This is a genomic window from Bradyrhizobium sp. McL0615 (assembly GCF_049993905.1).
Classification (GTDB): Bacteria; Pseudomonadota; Alphaproteobacteria; order Rhizobiales; family Xanthobacteraceae; genus Bradyrhizobium.
In genome coordinates, this window is the sequence record NZ_CP188254.1 from 1,143,218 (window position 1) to 1,158,830 (window position 15,613).

At 61.3% G+C, this 15,613-nt stretch carries 13 protein-coding genes; 1 reads left to right on the forward strand and 12 read right to left on the reverse strand.

What is annotated here, in order from left to right; all coding sequences use genetic code 11:
• Position 1: 1 nt before the first annotated feature.
• A complete protein-coding gene (locus ACPPVP_RS05360) occupies positions 2-1,042 on the reverse strand; it encodes a branched-chain amino acid ABC transporter permease (RefSeq protein ID WP_426531985.1) in 1,041 nt (346 codons plus the stop codon).
• A gap of 177 nt (positions 1,043-1,219) precedes the next feature.
• Here ACPPVP_RS05360 and ACPPVP_RS05365 point away from each other — a divergent pair, with 177 nt between their 5' ends.
• Complete coding sequence (locus tag ACPPVP_RS05365; protein WP_426531987.1) at positions 1,220-1,738, forward strand: MarR family winged helix-turn-helix transcriptional regulator; 519 nt, start codon at positions 1,220-1,222, stop codon at positions 1,736-1,738.
• Positions 1,739-1,861: 123 nt separating this feature from the next.
• Here the strand turns inward: ACPPVP_RS05365 and ACPPVP_RS05370 are convergent, their stop codons facing one another.
• The 11 genes from ACPPVP_RS05370 to ACPPVP_RS05420 all read right to left on the reverse strand — a co-directional run bounded on the left by ACPPVP_RS05370 (position 1,862) and on the right by ACPPVP_RS05420 (position 15,532).
• Positions 1,862-4,009 (reverse strand): sensor domain-containing protein, encoded by a 2,148-nt coding sequence (locus ACPPVP_RS05370; RefSeq protein WP_426531989.1) that lies wholly within the window; start codon positions 4,007-4,009, stop codon positions 1,862-1,864.
• Between the two features lie 181 nt (positions 4,010-4,190).
• The gene (locus tag ACPPVP_RS05375) at positions 4,191-5,480 is read right to left on the reverse strand and encodes a glycerate kinase type-2 family protein (RefSeq protein ID WP_426531991.1); all 1,290 of its coding nucleotides are present in this window, start codon (positions 5,478-5,480) and stop codon (positions 4,191-4,193) included.
• A 141-nt stretch (positions 5,481-5,621) separates the two neighbouring features.
• Positions 5,622-6,848 carry an ABC transporter substrate-binding protein gene (locus ACPPVP_RS05380; protein ID WP_426531993.1) on the reverse strand — a complete coding sequence of 409 codons (1,227 nt, stop codon included), beginning with the start codon at positions 6,846-6,848 and terminating at the stop codon, positions 5,622-5,624.
• Positions 6,849-7,067: 219 nt separating this feature from the next.
• Positions 7,068-8,294: an ABC transporter substrate-binding protein gene (locus ACPPVP_RS05385; RefSeq protein WP_426531995.1), complete on the reverse strand. Its 1,227-nt coding sequence runs from the start codon at positions 8,292-8,294 to the stop codon at positions 7,068-7,070.
• Between the two features lie 161 nt (positions 8,295-8,455).
• The gene (locus tag ACPPVP_RS05390) at positions 8,456-9,685 is read right to left on the reverse strand and encodes an ABC transporter substrate-binding protein (RefSeq protein WP_426531997.1); all 1,230 of its coding nucleotides are present in this window, start codon (positions 9,683-9,685) and stop codon (positions 8,456-8,458) included.
• Between the two features lie 236 nt (positions 9,686-9,921).
• Positions 9,922-11,151: an ABC transporter substrate-binding protein gene (locus tag ACPPVP_RS05395; protein ID WP_426531999.1), complete on the reverse strand. Its 1,230-nt coding sequence runs from the start codon at positions 11,149-11,151 to the stop codon at positions 9,922-9,924.
• Between the two features lie 29 nt (positions 11,152-11,180).
• Entirely contained in the window at positions 11,181-12,197 is a 1,017-nt protein-coding gene (locus ACPPVP_RS05400; protein WP_426532001.1) for a branched-chain amino acid ABC transporter permease, read from the reverse strand.
• Between the two features lie 2 nt (positions 12,198-12,199).
• The gene (locus tag ACPPVP_RS05405) at positions 12,200-13,078 is read right to left on the reverse strand and encodes a branched-chain amino acid ABC transporter permease (RefSeq protein WP_426532003.1); all 879 of its coding nucleotides are present in this window, start codon (positions 13,076-13,078) and stop codon (positions 12,200-12,202) included.
• A 10-nt stretch (positions 13,079-13,088) separates the two neighbouring features.
• Positions 13,089-13,802 (reverse strand): ABC transporter ATP-binding protein, encoded by a 714-nt coding sequence (locus ACPPVP_RS05410; protein WP_426532005.1) that lies wholly within the window; start codon positions 13,800-13,802, stop codon positions 13,089-13,091.
• Positions 13,799-14,596, reverse strand: a complete 798-nt coding sequence (locus ACPPVP_RS05415; RefSeq protein WP_426532007.1) for an ABC transporter ATP-binding protein — start codon at positions 14,594-14,596, stop codon at positions 13,799-13,801. Before ACPPVP_RS05415 ends, ACPPVP_RS05410 begins: the two co-directional genes overlap by 4 nt.
• A 69-nt stretch (positions 14,597-14,665) precedes the next feature.
• Positions 14,666-15,532 carry an IclR family transcriptional regulator gene (locus ACPPVP_RS05420; RefSeq protein WP_426532009.1) on the reverse strand — a complete coding sequence of 289 codons (867 nt, stop codon included), beginning with the start codon at positions 15,530-15,532 and terminating at the stop codon, positions 14,666-14,668.
• Positions 15,533-15,613: the final 81 nt, after the last annotated feature.

The window sequence follows — 15,613 nt, forward strand, 5'->3', positions numbered from 1 at the left end:
GTCAGTCCTTCTCTTCCTCGACCGCGGGCGCTGCGAGCGAACGCAGCACCAGCACGGGAAGGATCAGCGTAAAGACGATGACCTCCTTGAAATTACTGGCGTAGAACGAGGAAAAGGCCTCGACGCTGCCGACGATCAAGGCCGCCACCGCGGTCAGCGGATAGCTCACCAGCCCGCCGATGATCGCGGCGATGAAACCTTTCAGGCCGATCAGGAAGCCGGTGTCGTAATAGAGCGTGGTGATCGGCACGATCAGGATGCCGGAAATCGCGCCGATCAGGGACGCCAGCAGGAACGCGATCTGGCCCGACAGCGTGGTGCGGATGCCGACGAGGCGGGCGCCGAGCCGGTTGACGGCGGTGGCGCGCAGCGCCTTGCCCATCAGCGTGAAGCCGAAGAACAGCCACAGCGCGACGATGAAGGCGATCGTCAGCCCGTAGACTGCAAGGCTCTGGCCGGTGAAGCGCAAAGGACCGACCGTCAGCGCCACGCTCGACAAAGCCGGTCCGCGCATGCCTTCGGCGCCGAAGAACACCAGGCCTAAGCCCTGCAAAGCGAGATGGCAGCCGACGGAGGCGATCAGCAGCACCAGCACTGAGGTATGGGCGAGCGGCTGGAACGCGATGCGGTAGAGGAACAGTCCGATCGCCGCGACGATCAAAAGCGACAGCGCGATGTTGACCGCGATCGGGGTCGTGGGCCCGGCCAGGCCATAGGTCAGGGCCAGTATGGCGGCGGGCAGCACGATGTTGAGGGCAAGGGAGCGCAATATCCGCTTGAGCCGCAGCGATCGCCGCGCGTCAAACAGGTCAAGAGCAAAGGCGACCAGGCCCATCGCCATCGCAAGCCACGCGGTGCCCGGCACCTTGCCGGTCGCCAGCACGGCGTAGCTCAGCGCGCCATAGGTGACGAATTCGCCCTGCGGGATCAGGATGACGCGGGTGACGGCAAACACCAGCACCAGCGCAAGCCCGAGCAGCGCATAGATCGCGCCATTGGTGATGCCGTCCTGCAGCAGGAACAGCATGATCGTCGTGTTCAAGACTGGCGCTCCCCCTAAAAGCGTCGCCGGTCTGGACCTCATGCGGTCAGCCGGTCGTCCCCCATCTCGGCAGTTGAAAGACGCCGATATTTGATATACTCTATAACAATTATCAAATATAACATCAAGGCCCGGCCACCGGCGGGACCTTACTTTCCGGACGACGAGCTTTATCCGATGACAGTTTCCAAGGCAGCGACCGATGCCGTCAAGCCTTCTCGCACCGGCGGCAAGGATCTTGGCGACGGCGCCGCTGACCATGCCGGGCTGCAACTGGGCGAGCTGGCCGAACTGCTCGGCTATTCGCTCAAGCGCGCGCAGCTCAAGGTGTTCGAGGATTTTCTGCGCTGTGTCGCGCCGCTGCAACTGACGCCGGCGCAATTCTCGGTGCTGCTGTTGCTCGACCGCAATCCCGGACGCAACCAGACCGAAATCGCCAACACGCTCGGCATCCTCAGGCCGAATTTCGTCTCGATGCTGGATGCGCTGGAAAGCCGCGGCCTGTGCGCCCGGATGCGCTCGACCAACGACCGCCGCTCGCACATCCTGGCTCTGACCGACAAGGGAAGGGCGGTGCTGGCGCGCGCCAAGAAGCTGGTTGCCAGCAAGCACGAGGCGCGGCTCAACGAGTTGCTGGGCCCCGCCAACCGCGTAGCGCTGCTCGAAATGCTGTCGAAGATCGCGGCGGAGTTCTGATTGTTGTTCGTCATTCCGGGGCGCATCGACGATGCGAACCCGGAATCTCGAGATTCCCCGATGCGCAATTGCGCATCTGAGGTCTGGTCCTACGGACCATCCCGGAATGACGGTGTAGATCAATCAGGCCGCGACGATACGGCCTTGAATATCGCGCGGCGCGCGTCCCGACAGAAATTGCCGCTCGATCTCGGCGGCGGGAAGCGGCCGCGAGAACAGAAAACCCTGCATCTCCGTGCATCCTTCGGAAGCGATGCTGTGGAGCTGCTCCGCGGTTTCCACGCCCTCGGCGGTGGCCGTCATGCCCATGCCATTGGCGAGCGCTGCGACCGCCCGCACGATGTTGAGCGAGCTCGAATTCTCGGTGATGTTCTTGACGAAGGAACGGTCGATCTTGATCTTGTCGAATGGAAAGCTCTGCAGGTACGTCAGCGACGAATATCCGGTGCCGAAATCATCCATCGCGATCCGGATTCCGAGCGCCCGCAACTGATGCAGCACCGCAAGCGTCGCTTCCTTGTTGTGCAGCAACACGCTCTCGGTGATCTCGATCTCCAGCCGCGTGGGCGCGAGGCCGGAAGCTGCGAGCGCGCTGATAATCACCTGCATCAGGCCGGGACTGCGAAACTGGATCGCTGAAATATTGACGGCGACGTGAAGGTCGCCGGGCCATCGCGCCGCAGTGGCGCAGGCCTGTCGGATCACCCACTCGCCCAGCGGAACGATGAAGCCGATCTCTTCGGCCAGCGGAATGAAGTCCGCCGGCGAGATCATTCCCTTGCTCGGATGATTCCAGCGTATCAGGGCCTCGAAGCCGCTGATTTCCTTGCTCGCCAGGTTAACGACCGGCTGGTAGTGCAACTCGAATTCGCCGGCCGGCAGCGCCTTGCGCAGGTCCTGCTCCATGATGCGGCGGGTCTGCATCTGCAGGTCCATCACGGGTTCGAAGAAACGGAACGTGCCGCGGCCGTCGCTCTTGGCGCGGTAGAGCGCGAGGTCGGCGTTGCGCAACAATTTGTCGGGGTTCGATCCGTCGCCGGGACCGACCGAAATGCCGATGCTGACGCCGATTACGGCCTGCTGGCCATCGATGTCATAGGGTTCACTCAGCGCGTCGATGACGCCCTGCGCCAGCGCGGTCGCCTCGGCCGGGTCCGCGATCGTGGCCTGCACGATTACGAATTCATCGCCGCCCATCCGCGCGATTGTGTCGGCTTCGCCAACGAGGGAGCGCAACCGTTCGGCGACGGTCTTGAGCAGCTTGTCGCCGCAGGGATGGCCGAACGTATCGTTGACGGCCTTGAACTGGTCGAGGTCGAGATGGTGGACGGCCACCATTTCGTCAGGCTGAACCCGGCCCAGCACGTATTCGAGCCGATCGTTTAGCAGCACCCGGTTGGCCAAATCGGTCAGCGCATCGTGGTGCGCCATGTATTCGATCTTGACCTCGGACTGGCGCTGCTCGGTGATGTCCTCATGGGTCGCGACCCAGCCACCGCCGGGCATTGGCCGGTGTCGGATCTTGATCGTGCGCCCGTCCTGCAATCCGACAATGCTGTCTTTTGCTTCATTGGAGACCGCGACGTCGTTGCGCCAGCGGATGTATTCTTCGCGTGTCATGGCCGGAAAGCTTCTGGCCTCGATACGCAGATCGACAATCTCCGTCAGCTTCATGCCGGGATGGACACGGTTGGCGGGGATATTATAGATCTCGACGAAACGGTCGTTGCAGACGATCAGGCGGTGGTCGGAATCGAAGAAACACAGACCCTGCGACATGTTGTTGATGGCGGTGTCGAACTGGAAATTCCTGACGCGCAGCGTCTCTTCCTGCTCCTTGCCGAGTTCGTATTGCTTCTTCAGCCGGGCGTTGAGCTCTTCGCGCTCGGTGATGTCCTCGTGGGTCGCCATCCCGCCGCCGCCCGGCAGCGGGTAGACGGTGTAGGCGATGATCCGGCCGTCACCGAATTCCTGCACCGTGGTGTCGAGTGCGATGTTGCGGCCGACGCGCTCACGGATGTAATCATCGGGTGCGATCTGCACTTTGAGGCCAAGATTGAGCCTGTGCTGGATCAGTTCACGGGTCGGCGTTCCCGGCTTCACCTCTTCAGGCGACAGCCCGTACATTTCCCGATAGCGCTCGTTGCAGAAAACGACTTCGCGCTTCTCGTCGAATACGACGATTCCAAGCGACAAATGGTTGATCGCTTCTTCGAACCGCGCACTCAAGGGCGCTGACCGCAGGGCGGAAATCTGGCCGTGATCCGTCATAAGGCGTTTCCCCAGCCGCTATCGGCGGCTCTCCTCCCTCCAGGAGAGCGGCCATTAGAAGCCCAAGCCGGTGAATCGCGCCTTCGATACCGGCGGATGCGCGCCGGTTCTTCGCAACTTGCTCAACAAAGCGTTAACGCCGTTTTGGCACGCACAGGATGCTGGAAACGGCTCGGAAAACCTAGGCGGGGTCTACCAAAATTACCCTGACGTCGTTGACGTTGGTGAGCGTCGGGCCGGTCAGCAGGAGATCGCCGGTGGCCGAAAAGAACGCGGTGGCATCGTTGTTGGCGAGATAGGCCGCGGGTGAAAGGCCGAGCGACTTCATCTTCGCAAACGTCGCCTGATCGATCACCGCGCCGGCCGGATCGGTTGCGCTACCGGCGCCGCCGTCGGCGCCGTCGGTGTCCGCGGCCAGCGCCACGATGCCGGTCGTGTCCTTCAGAAGATCCGCCAGCGCCAGCGCATATTCCTGGTTGGGGCCGCCACGGCCGTTGCCGCGCACGGTCACCGTGAGTTCGCCGCCCGAAAGGATCGCGATGCGTTTGCCTTCGCTCTTTGCCTTGAGCGCCAGCCGCGCATGATCGGCCGCAACATCGCGTGCCTCGCCTTCGAGATCGGCGCCGAGGCCAATAACCTCGTAGCCGGCGTCCTTTGCGACCTTGATGGCCGCGTCCAGCGAAGCCTTCGGCTTCGCAATCATCTTGAATTGCGCGCGGGCAAACGCGTCATCGCCGGGCTTGCAGCTCTCATTCCGGGAATTTTCGAGCGCGCGCCTGACGGCATCGTCGACCGTGAGGTTATACTTCGCCACCAGCGCGCGGGCATCCGCCAGCGTGCTCGGATCGGGCACCGTCGGTCCCGATGCGATCGCGGATGGATCGTCGTGCGGCACGTCTGATATCGCGAACGTCACGATCTCGGCGGCGCGCTGTCCGGCGCGTGCCAGCCGGCCGCCCTTGATCCGCGACAGATGCTTGCGGACGATGTTCATCTCGCCGATCGGCGCGCCCGAACGCAACAGCGCGCGGTTCACCTGCTGCTTCTGCGTGAACGACACGCCGTCGACCGGCGCGATCCAGTTTGCCGAGCCGCCGCCGGACAACAGCACCAGCAACAGATCGTCAGCGGTTGCTTCAGCCGCGAGACGCAGCGTTTCGTCGGCGGCTTTCAGTCCGGCTTCGTCGGGCACGGGATGGCCGGCCTCGATAACCCTGATGCGCCGCGTCGGCACGCCGTGGCCGTGCCGCGTGGTGGCAAGGCCGGTCAGTCGCGACGGATCGAGCCCCAGCGTATCGAGATAGTGCCGTTCGGCCGCGGCAGCCATCGCTGCCGCGCCCTTGCCGGCGGCAAGGCAGATCACCTTACCCTTCGGCACCGGGCGCAGATGCGCCGACAGCACGACGTCGGGATGTGCGGCCGCAACCGCCGCATCGAAGATCGAACGCAGGAGGGGGCGTCGGTCGGTCATGGCAATCCTGTCCTAGAGCATGATCCGGAAAAGTGGTTCCCGGTTTTCCCTCGCGACAAACGCGGAACGCGTTTGCGCGGAGATCATGCTCAAATCAAAGAGATAGAGCGGGATGACGTTTCGAAGAAAGGCCATTGCGCTCTAGTGGGCTAGTTCGCCGCTGATGACGTCGCCGAACAACTGCCAACGGCCGTCCTTGAACGTCATCAATTGCAATTGCTCGATCGGCTGGAAGTCGTCCGGCCCGGTGGAGATGGTGACGCCCGGCAGCAGCCCGCCTTGCGGGAACTGCTTCATGCTCGCGGCCTGCTTCATCACGTTCTCGCGGGTCAAATTGTCACCGCAGCGCTTCAACACTTCGACCATGGTGGTCGCCATGTTGTAGCCGGTCATGGCCGAGGAATCGACGCGATTGACATCCGGCAGATATTTGGCCAGCAGCGCGTCGAACGCCTTGATGCCGGCATCGCCCTCCCACTGGGGATCGCCGGCGTCCTTGGCGTAAGCGGCCGAGATCACGCCCTGCGAATTCTCCAGCCCCGCGGGCCGCATCACGGTCGCGGTGGATGCGCTGACATTGGAGATGATGGTGACCGGCTTCCAGCTCATCTCGCCGAGCTTCTTGATCGCCTGCGCGCCGAACTTCGGTGTGGTGAAGAACACCACGACATCCGGATTGGACGACTTGATCCGCACCACATGCGAGTCGATGGTCGGCTCCGACACCTCGTAACTTTCCTCCGCAACAATGCGGGAGGTATCCTTGGCGAGGCCGTCCTTGATGCCCTTCAGATAGTCCTTGCCCATGTCGTCGTTCTGGTAGAGCACGGCGATCTTGGTCGCCGGCTTCTCCTTCGTGAGATACTTCGCGTAGATGCGCGACTCGCTCTGGTAGCTCGGCAGCCAGCCCATGGTCCAGGGAAACGCCTTCGGGTCGTTCCACTTGGTGGCGCCGGTGGCGACGAACAGCTGCGGTACCTTCTTGCTGTTGACGTATTTCTGGATCGCGGTGTTGGAGGGGGTGCCGAGCGTGCCGAACAGCAGCAGAACCTCGTCGCTCTCGATCAGCTTGCGCGCCTGCTCGACGGCCTTCGGCGGCGAATAGGCGTCGTCATAGGAGATGAAGTTGATCTTGCGGCCATTGATGCCGCCCTCGTCATTGACCTTCTTGAATACCGCGCCCATCGCCCTGCCGACTACACCATAGGCTGACGCCGGGCCGCTATAGGGCACGATGTTGCCGATCTTGATCTCGGTGTCGCTGGCGCCGGTGTCGTACTTCTTCTGCGCCAGTGCGGCGGTGGCGCTGGTGGCCATCGCGAGGCCGAGCAGGGTGGTGGCGATACGGCGTCGGGTCAGCAGGGACATTTCGCAAAACTCCGTGTTCTTCCGCGCCCATGGGAACAGGCGCTGCGGCTTCTTGTGCGGGGGTGCCAAGCCGATACCTAGCGCATGATCCGCCGAAGTGTAAGCGGTTTGGCTGGCCAATCGGCTTTTCCGATCGGGCGATAGCAGAAGGCTCGCGAAAAGGCCCCCCGCAAGGTGTTGCAGGGGGCCTGATGCGGTTTGGTGGCTTTGGAGACCAGGCTAGCCGCCGACGTCGCCGCTCATAATCTCGCCAAACAATTCCCACGCTTCGCCCTTAAACTTCTGCAGTTGGACCTGCGAGATCGGAGCGAAATCGGTCGGGCTGGTGTTGACCTTGATGCCGGGCAACAGGCCACCGAGTTCGAGCTCCTTGATGTTGGCCGCCTGTTTCATGACGTTTTCGCGCGTCAGATCATCGCCGCACGCCTTGAGGACGTGAACGAGGCCCTGGGCAACGGTGTAACCGAACATCACCGATCCATCGATCCGGTTACCTTCCGGGAAATACTTCGTCAGGAATTCATCGAAGGCCTTCATGCCGGCGTCGTCTTTCCACTGCGGGTCGGACGTGTCCTTGAGGTAGGCGGAGGAGATGATGCCCTGGCTGGCTTCGAAGCCGGCGGGCTTCATGACGGCGCCGATCGAGGCCGAGACGTTGTTGAGGAAGTGCGTTGGCTTCCAGCCGATCTCGGCGTTCTTCTTGATCGCCTGTGCTGCAAACTTCGGCGTGGTGATGTTCATGAACACGTCGGCGCCGGTCGACTTCAGCTTGACGATGTGCGAATCGATCGTCGGTTCGGAAACCTCGTAGCTCTCCTCCATGACGATCATCGAGGCGGCCTTCGCACCGAGTCCGTCCTTGAAGCCCTTCAGATAGTCCTTGCCGTAGTCGTCGTTCTGGTAGAGCACGCCGATCTTGGCATTCGGAAAATTCTTCAGGATGTACTTGGCGTAGATGACGGTTTCGCTCTGGTAGTTGGGCTGCCAGCCCATGGTCCAGGGGAAATTCTTCGGGTCGTTCCATTTGGTGGCGCCGGTAGCCACGAAAAGCTGCGGTACCTTTTTGGAGTTGAGATACTTCTGGATCGCCGTGTTCGGTGGGGTGCCGAGCGGGTTGAAGACGATCAGGGCCTCATCGCTCTCGACCAGCTTGCGCGCCTGTTCCACCGTCTTCGGCGGGCTGTAGCCGTCGTCATAGCTGATGAAGTTGATCTTGCGGCCGTTGATGCCGCCCTCGGCGTTGACCTTCTTGAAGTAGGCTTCTTCGGTCTTGCCGATCACGCCGTAGGCGGAAGCCGGTCCGCTGTAGGGCATGATGTTGCCGATCTTGATTTCGGTGTCGCTCGCGCCGGGATCGTATTTCTTCTGTGCGAGAACGCCGCTCGAAGTCGCCGCGAGTAATCCGAACGCCGCCGAAACGACCGCCAGTTTTTTCATTGTGGACATTTCTGTCTCTCCCTTTTCATTTATTAAATCCAACCGTCAGGCCCTTTAGCAGAAGCTCTTTTGACGGCGTCGTGATTAGCATCTTGCCGGAAGCCTCACAATAACAAGCCCCTGCGGCAAAGCCGCAGGGGCTGCTTCTTTAGTAGCCAGTTCCGGCGGCGTTAACCGCCGACGTCGGCGGAGAGGATTTCGCCGAAGCGTTCCCAGGTGTCGCCCTTGAACCTTACCAACTGCAGTTGTGAGAGCGGGGCAAAGTCCGTCGCCGAGGTATTGGCCTTGATGCCCGGTAGAAAGCCACCGAGTTCGAGGTCCTTGATGCTGGCGGCCTGCTTCATGACGTTCTCGCGCGTGAGATTGTCGCCGCAAGCCTTCAACACGTGCACGAGACCCTGTGCGACGGTGTAGCCGAACATCACCGACGCATCCGCGCGGTTGGCTTCCGGATAATACTTGTCCAGGAACTCGTTCCAGGCGAGCATCCCGGCGTCCTTCGTCCACTGCTTGTCGGTCGGGTCCTTCAGGTATTGCGACGAGATGATGTCCTGCGCATTCTCGAAGCCGGCCGGCTTGATGACGCTGCCGATCGAGGCCGAGACGTTGTTGAGGAAGTGCAGCGGCTTCCAGCCTATCTCGGCATTCTTCTTGATCGCCTGCGCCGCGAACTTCGGCGTGGTGATGTTGAAGAACACATCGGCGCCGGTCGACTTCAGCTTGACGATGTGGGAGTCGATCGTCGGTTCGGAAACTTCGTAGCTTTCCTCGATGGCGATCAAGGATGCGGCCTTGGCGCCGAGACCGTCCTTGAAGCCTTTCAAATAGTCTTTGCCGTAGTCGTCGTTCTGATAGAGCACCGCGATTTTCGCGTTCGGATGGTTCTTCAGAATATACTTTGCGTAAATCTGCGACTCGCTCTGGTAGTTGGGCTGCCAGCCCATCGTCCACGGGAACTCTTTCGGATCGTTCCACTTGGTGGCGCCAGTGGCGACGAACAGTTGCGGGACCTTCTTGGTGTTCAGGTATTTTTGGATCGCTGAATTCGGCGGGGTACCCAGCGGATTGAAGACGAGCAGCACTTCGTCGCTCTCGACCAGCTTGCGCGCCTGCTCCACCGTCTTTGGCGGAGAGTAGGCATCGTCATAGCTGATGAAGGTGATCTTGCGGCCGTTGATGCCACCCTCGGCGTTGATCTTTCGGAAGTAGGCCTCTTCGGTTTTTCCGATCACGCCGTAAGCGGAGGCCGCCCCGCTGTAGGGCATGATATTGCCGATCTTGATTTCGGTATCGGTGGCGCCGGTGTCGTATTTCTTTTGTGCCAATGCGCCGCTGCTGGTCGCGGCAAGCAGTGCGAGGGCAGCCGCAAAGGCTCCCAATCGCAAATTGATAACGGACATTTTGATCTCCCTAGGATCACGATGGATGTGTCATCTTCTTTTTGATTGGAGCGCTTGGCGGCTCTTGAGGGCATTGAATACCTTTCGGCCCCGTCCAGCAACAAAAAGCCCCCCGCGACGGTGTCGCGGGGGGCGGTATTTAGTCTGATGTCGCGGGCTGCCCGCGAGGCGGAATATTAATCTTTGCTGTCTCGACAGAAGGTCACAAGGACCGCCTGTTCAGCCAGGCAGCAGACTTAGTGCGAGGCTACGTCACCGCTGATGATCTCGCCGAACAATTCCCATTTCTCGCCCTTGAAGCGCTGCATCTGCAACTGGCTGATGGGAGCGAAATCGGTGGCGCTGGTGTTGATCTTGACGCCCGGCAACAATGTGTCGGGCGTGAAGTCCTTCAGGTTTGCCGCCTGCTTCATCACGTTGGCTCGGGAGAGGTCATCGCCGCACATTTCCAGAACCTTCGCCAGGGTTTGTGCCGCGCCGTAGCCATAGACGAGCGCACTGTCGGTCCGGTCGGCGCCCGGCATGTACTTGTCGATGAACTCGCTCCACTTCATCATGCCGGGATCGCTCTTCCACTGCGAGTCGGCAGCGTCCTTGGCGTAAGCTGCCGACAGCACGCCCTGGGAGTTTTCAAACCCTGCCGGCTGCATCACCGCACCCACCGAGGCGGACACATTGGTCATGATCTGCAGCGGCTTCCAGCCCAGCTCGGCGGTCTTCTTGATGGTCTGCGCGCCGAATTTCGGAGTAGCATAGATCAGCAGCACGTCTGGATTGGCGGCCTTGATCTTGACGATGTGGGAGTCGATGGTCGGTTCCGAAATCTCGTAGCTTTCCTCCACGATGATCATCGAGGATGCCTTGGCGCCCAGTCCGTCCTTGGTGCCCTTGAGGTAGTCTTTGCCGAAGTCGTCGTTCTGATAGAGGATCGCGATCTTGGCGTCCGGCTTTTCCTTCAGCAGATATTTTGCATAGATCTGTGCTTCGCTCTGGTAGCTCGGCTGCCATCCCATCGTCCACGGGAAGCCCTTCGCGTCGTTCCACTTGGTAGCGCCGGTGGCGACGAAAAGTTGCGGTATCTTCTTGCCATTCAGATATTTCTGGATTGCGGTATTGGACGGAGTGCCGAGCGGGTTGAACACGACCAGCACTTCGTCGCTCTCGACCAGCTTGCGTACCTGCTCGACCGCCTTCGGAGGGCTGTAGGCGTCGTCATAGCTGACGAAATTGATCTTTCGTCCGTTGATACCGCCCTTGTCATTGATCATCTTGAAATAGGCTTCTTCGGTCTTGCCGATCAAGCCGTAGGCGGACGCCGGTCCGCTGTAGGGGATGATGTTGCCGATCTTGACCTCGGTATCGGTCGCGCCGGTATCGTATTTTTTCTGAGCGAGGGCGTTGCCGGGGGTGAAAGCAATGGCAGTGACCGCCGCCGAGAATGCGGCGGTCCGTAGTGTTGCAAGCATAATATCTCCCGAGTTTGTTCTTTGAGTTCTTAGTTCTTCTTGAGTTTGCCGAGCATCTGCTGGGCGACGATCGCGACCTGCCTGGCGCCGTGCGGCACGAGGAAGATGACGAGGAACAGGAGTACGCCGAATACCGCGCCGGAAAGGCCCTTTGAGATACCTTCGGCGATATTCGGCACGAAGATGATAAAGGCGCTTCCGACGATCGATCCCGGCAGCCAGCCGACGCCGCCGACGACCATGCCGAGGAACAGCGAGATCGACAGCACGATGGTGTAGCCATCGGGCGCCACGAACTGCACTGCGATAGCGCCCAAGCCGCCGGCAACGCCGGTGATGCCGGCCGAGACGCCGAACGCCAGCGTCTTGTATAGCGCGACGTCGACGCCCATCGCGGACGCCGCGATCTCGTTGTCACGGATCGCCATGAAGGCGCGGCCCGAGCGCGACCGCAGCAAGTTGACCGAGGCGATATAGATGCCGATCGTGATCACGAGCGTGAAGTAATACAGCCACATGTCCTGCGACATCGGCAGGCCGAACGGCGCATCGGGTTTGGTCACGACCAATCCCTGCACGCCGCCGGTCCAGTGCTCGAAAAAGCCGAGCTTGAGCAATTGCGGCATCGCGGTGGCAAGCGCGAACGTTGCCAGCGCGAGATAGACGCCGGAAAGCCGCAGCGCCGGCTGGCCGAACAGGAATCCGAAGCCGAAGCAGATCAGCCCCGCGATCGGCAGCGTCAGCGCGTAGTTCATGCCGACGTGTTCCATCAGGATCGCCGACGTGTAGGCGCCCACTGCGTAAAATGCACTCTGGCCCAGCGAGAACTGGCCGCTTCCGCCGGTCAGGATGTTGAGCGCGAGAACCGCAAGGCCGTAGATCAGGAGCATCGTCATCTGGAAGATGATGAAGTTCTTGACGAACAGCGGGGCCAGGACCAGCGCGGCCAGCACGACCAGCGAGGTGCCCAGGCCGAGCGTCATGGCGCGCTTCGGAACGGCCTCGACGGCCGGTGCTTCTGTGGCGACGTCTTCGACAGCGCTCATGATCAAACTCGCTTCACGATGGGCCGGCCCAGCAGGCCAGCGGGTTTGAAGACCAGGACGGTGATGATCAGCGCAAGCGCGATCGGCAGTTTCAGCTCGTTACCGACGCCGGGAATGTAGGTCCCGGCGAGATTCTCGAAGATGCCGACCAGGAAGCCGCCGACCACGGCGCCCAGCGGCGAAGTCAGGCCGCCGAGCACGGCCGCCGCGAAGCCGTAGAGCAGCACGCCCAGCATCATGTTCGGCTCCAGGAACACGACGGGTGCGATCAGGATGCCGGCGATTGCGCCGATCGCCGAGGCCATGCCCCAGCCTAGTGCGATCATCCAGGACGTGTTGATGCCGACCAGCCGCGCCGATTCAGGTAGTGCGGCGGCGGCGCGCATCGCAAGACCGATCCGCGTGTACTGGAAGAACAGGAACAGCAGGATCAGCAACAGCACGGTAACGCCGATCATGCCGGCCTGGTGGGTCGAGATCAGCTGGCTGCCGAGGAACGGCGAGGACCCGAACGGCGTCGGATATTGCTTGATGGTGAAGTCCCAGATCAGGCCCGCGACCGAGTTGATGATCCCATATAGCGCGATGAAACCGGCGACGTTGGTCAGCACCGGCGCCTTGGCGAGCGGCTTGAACAGCAGCCGCTCGATGAGGATGCCGCCGGCAAAGGAGATGATCAGCGTGGCCAGGAAGGCCCACCAGTAAGGGAGGCCCCACTGCATCAATTGCCAGGAGATGAAGGTCGAGAACATCGCCATTTCGCCCTGGGCGAAATTGAGATGGTCGATCGCCTGGTAGATCATCACGACCGCGAGCGCCATACAGGCGTAAATCGCGCCCGTGGCGATGCCGGCCAGGACTTGGTTTGTAAACAGTTCCATGGCCAGCTCCTCAGTAGCCGAGATAGGATTTGCGGACGTCTTCGTTGGTCGCGATGTCCTTGGCGTTGCCCGACATCACGATCTTTCCGGTTTCGATCACATAGGCCTGGTCGGCGAGTTCCAGCGCCAATTGCGCGTTCTGCTCGACCACCAGAATGGTGACCTTGTCCTCGCGGTTGATCTTGCCGAGAATCTTGAACAGCTCGCGCACGATCAGGGGCGCCAAGCCGAACGACGGCTCGTCCAGCAGCATCAGCCGCGGCCGCAGCATCAGCGCCCGCGCGACCGCGAGCATCTGCTGCTCGCCGCCTGAAAGCGTGCCCGCCTGCTGGGTATGCCGTTCCTTCAGCACCGGAAAGTGGTCGTACATGCGCTCGATATCGGCAACGATGCTCTTCTTGTCGCTGCGGGTGATGGCGCCGAGCTGGAGGTTTTCCTCCACCGTCATGGTGGTGAAGGTGCCGCGGCCCTGCGGCACATGCGCGATGCCGAGACGGACGACGTTTTCGGTCGACTTGCCGGCGAGCGGCTTGCCCTCGAACTCGATCGCACCGGTCGAGCGCACCATGTTGCAGATCGCGCGCAGGGTGGTGGTCTTGCCGGCGCCATTGGCGCCGAGCAATGTGGTCAGCGAGCCCTCGTTGAGGGAGAAGCTCAGGCCGTGAAGCGCCTGGACCTGGCCGTAATAGGCGCGGAGATCCTTGATGTTGAGCATCGCGGTCATTGGTCCTTGCTCCCCAGATAGGCTTTGATGACATCCGGGTCGGCCTGGACCTGGGCCGGTGTTCCCTCGGCGAGCTTGCGGCCGAAGTTGAGGGCGACGACGTGGTCGGCGATCGACATCACCAGACCCATGTGATGCTCGACCAGCAGCACCGTCATGTGACGCTCGTCGCGAATTCGGCGGATCAGGTCGCCGAGCACATAGACTTCCTCGTGGTTGAGGCCGCCGGCGGGCTCGTCGAGCAGCAGGATTTTCGGATCGGCGGCGAGCGCGCGCGCCAGCTCGACGCGCTTCTGTGTGCCGAACGGCAGGCCGGAAACCACCGTATGGGCGACGTCATTGAGATCCAGGTAATCCAGAATCTCGTGGACCTTCTGGTTGATCTCGGCCTCGAGGCGGCGGACCTTGCCGAGCTTCAGCGAGTCACTGACGATGTCGCTGGAGGTGCGGGAGTGCGTGCCCACGCGAACATTGTCGAGCACTGAAAGATTGGGAAACAGCGCGACGTTCTGGAAGGTGCGGCCGATACCGATTTCGGCGATCCGGTGCGGCGGACGCGTCAGGATGCTCGCGCCCTCCATCAGGATATCACCGGAAGACGGCTGATAGAGTCTGGAGAGGCAGTTGAACAGCGTCGTCTTGCCGGCGCCGTTCGGTCCGATCAGGCCGAGGATTGCGCCTTTGTGCATGTCGAAGGATACGCCATTCAGCGCAATGATGCCGCCGAACACGACGCTGACGTCGCGAACCGCGAGCAGGGGGGCATTTCCCTGCGCGAGCTGTGCCTGCGTCATCTCGTCTCGCCCGCCCTGATCAGGGGGCAGGAATGACCATGCGAACATTTTCGCCGGTCATGATGAAGGCTATCTGATCCCCTCGGCCAAACGTGCAACTTTCCCTCCTGCTTTCAACTTCTTGTTTTCTGTTTTTTTGGATTGCGGTGCTGCGCCGCCCAGCGCTGCCTCGATTTTCCTTACCATCGTGACAAGGCGAGGTCCAATATCGCTCATCAGGCGGTCTTCCGTGAAGCGGAATGCCGGCGCGCCGCAATTGAAGGCATACGGCCCGGTTCCGTCATTGAGCTTCAGCGCTACACCTACCGCGTGCACATCGTTCTGCCATTCGCCTGCGGAAATCGCGAACCCGTGTTTCGCCACCGTTTCGCCCGAGCGCTCGATGCCGTCGCGCATCCGGGCCCATCGGCTGCCGTAATGGTCGCGCAGGTCGCGCAATAAAGAGGCACGTTCGTCGTCGGGCAGTGCCCAGATATACGCACGGCCCATCGCCGACGTCGCGATCGGTACGCGCGAACCGACGTCGAGCTGGACGCCGAGCGTCAGCCCGTTACGGCTCTGCCCGAAATAGATCATGCTGTGACGGTCGCGTCCGCCGACGGCGACGGCGCCGCCGGTCTCGCGCATCAGCTCTTCACGATAGGGTTCGGACAAATGCCGAACGCCGAGATTGGCAAGGGCGGCATACCCCAGCGCCATGGCTGATGGTGCGAGCTGATACTTTTCGAAACGCGGAACGGGTGTAAGATAACCCAGCTTGGTCAGGGTGTAGGTCAGCCGCGAAATGGTTGGCTTTGGCAAATTAGTACGGGCGGCGAGTTCTTGATTGCCGAGAAGCCCGTCGTTGGGATGAAATGCGCGCAACACATCGAGTCCGCGGGAGAGTGCGACGACGAAGCTGCGATCGGTCGCCACCTTTTTCCCTGGACGCTTCATTACCCGCTACTGCTGATGAGCTCGTTGACAACGGACGTGCTTCAAAATAACCCTCCGTGTCAAGATGTGGAATTAAATTTC

What these genes read in the sequence shown, in the direction of transcription:
- ACPPVP_RS05370 (WP_426531989.1), bottom strand. Translation starts at nt 4,009, where the DNA reads ATGACGGATCACGGCCAGATTTCCGCCCTGCGGTCAGCGCCCTTGAGT.
- ACPPVP_RS05420 (WP_426532009.1), bottom strand. Translation starts at nt 15,532, where the DNA reads ATGAAGCGTCCAGGGAAAAAGGTGGCGACCGATCGCAGCTTCGTCGTC.
- ACPPVP_RS05405 (WP_426532003.1), bottom strand. Translation starts at nt 13,078, where the DNA reads ATGGAACTGTTTACAAACCAAGTCCTGGCCGGCATCGCCACGGGCGCG.
- ACPPVP_RS05390 (WP_426531997.1), bottom strand. Translation starts at nt 9,685, where the DNA reads ATGTCCGTTATCAATTTGCGATTGGGAGCCTTTGCGGCTGCCCTCGCA.
- ACPPVP_RS05395 (WP_426531999.1), bottom strand. Translation starts at nt 11,151, where the DNA reads ATGCTTGCAACACTACGGACCGCCGCATTCTCGGCGGCGGTCACTGCC.
- ACPPVP_RS05415 (WP_426532007.1), bottom strand. Translation starts at nt 14,596, where the DNA reads ATGACGCAGGCACAGCTCGCGCAGGGAAATGCCCCCCTGCTCGCGGTT.
- ACPPVP_RS05365 (WP_426531987.1), top strand. Translation starts at nt 1,220, where the DNA reads ATGACAGTTTCCAAGGCAGCGACCGATGCCGTCAAGCCTTCTCGCACC.
- ACPPVP_RS05400 (WP_426532001.1), bottom strand. Translation starts at nt 12,197, where the DNA reads ATGAGCGCTGTCGAAGACGTCGCCACAGAAGCACCGGCCGTCGAGGCC.
- ACPPVP_RS05385 (WP_426531995.1), bottom strand. Translation starts at nt 8,294, where the DNA reads ATGTCCACAATGAAAAAACTGGCGGTCGTTTCGGCGGCGTTCGGATTA.
- ACPPVP_RS05380 (WP_426531993.1), bottom strand. Translation starts at nt 6,848, where the DNA reads ATGTCCCTGCTGACCCGACGCCGTATCGCCACCACCCTGCTCGGCCTC.
- ACPPVP_RS05410 (WP_426532005.1), bottom strand. Translation starts at nt 13,802, where the DNA reads ATGACCGCGATGCTCAACATCAAGGATCTCCGCGCCTATTACGGCCAG.
- ACPPVP_RS05375 (WP_426531991.1), bottom strand. Translation starts at nt 5,480, where the DNA reads ATGACCGACCGACGCCCCCTCCTGCGTTCGATCTTCGATGCGGCGGTT.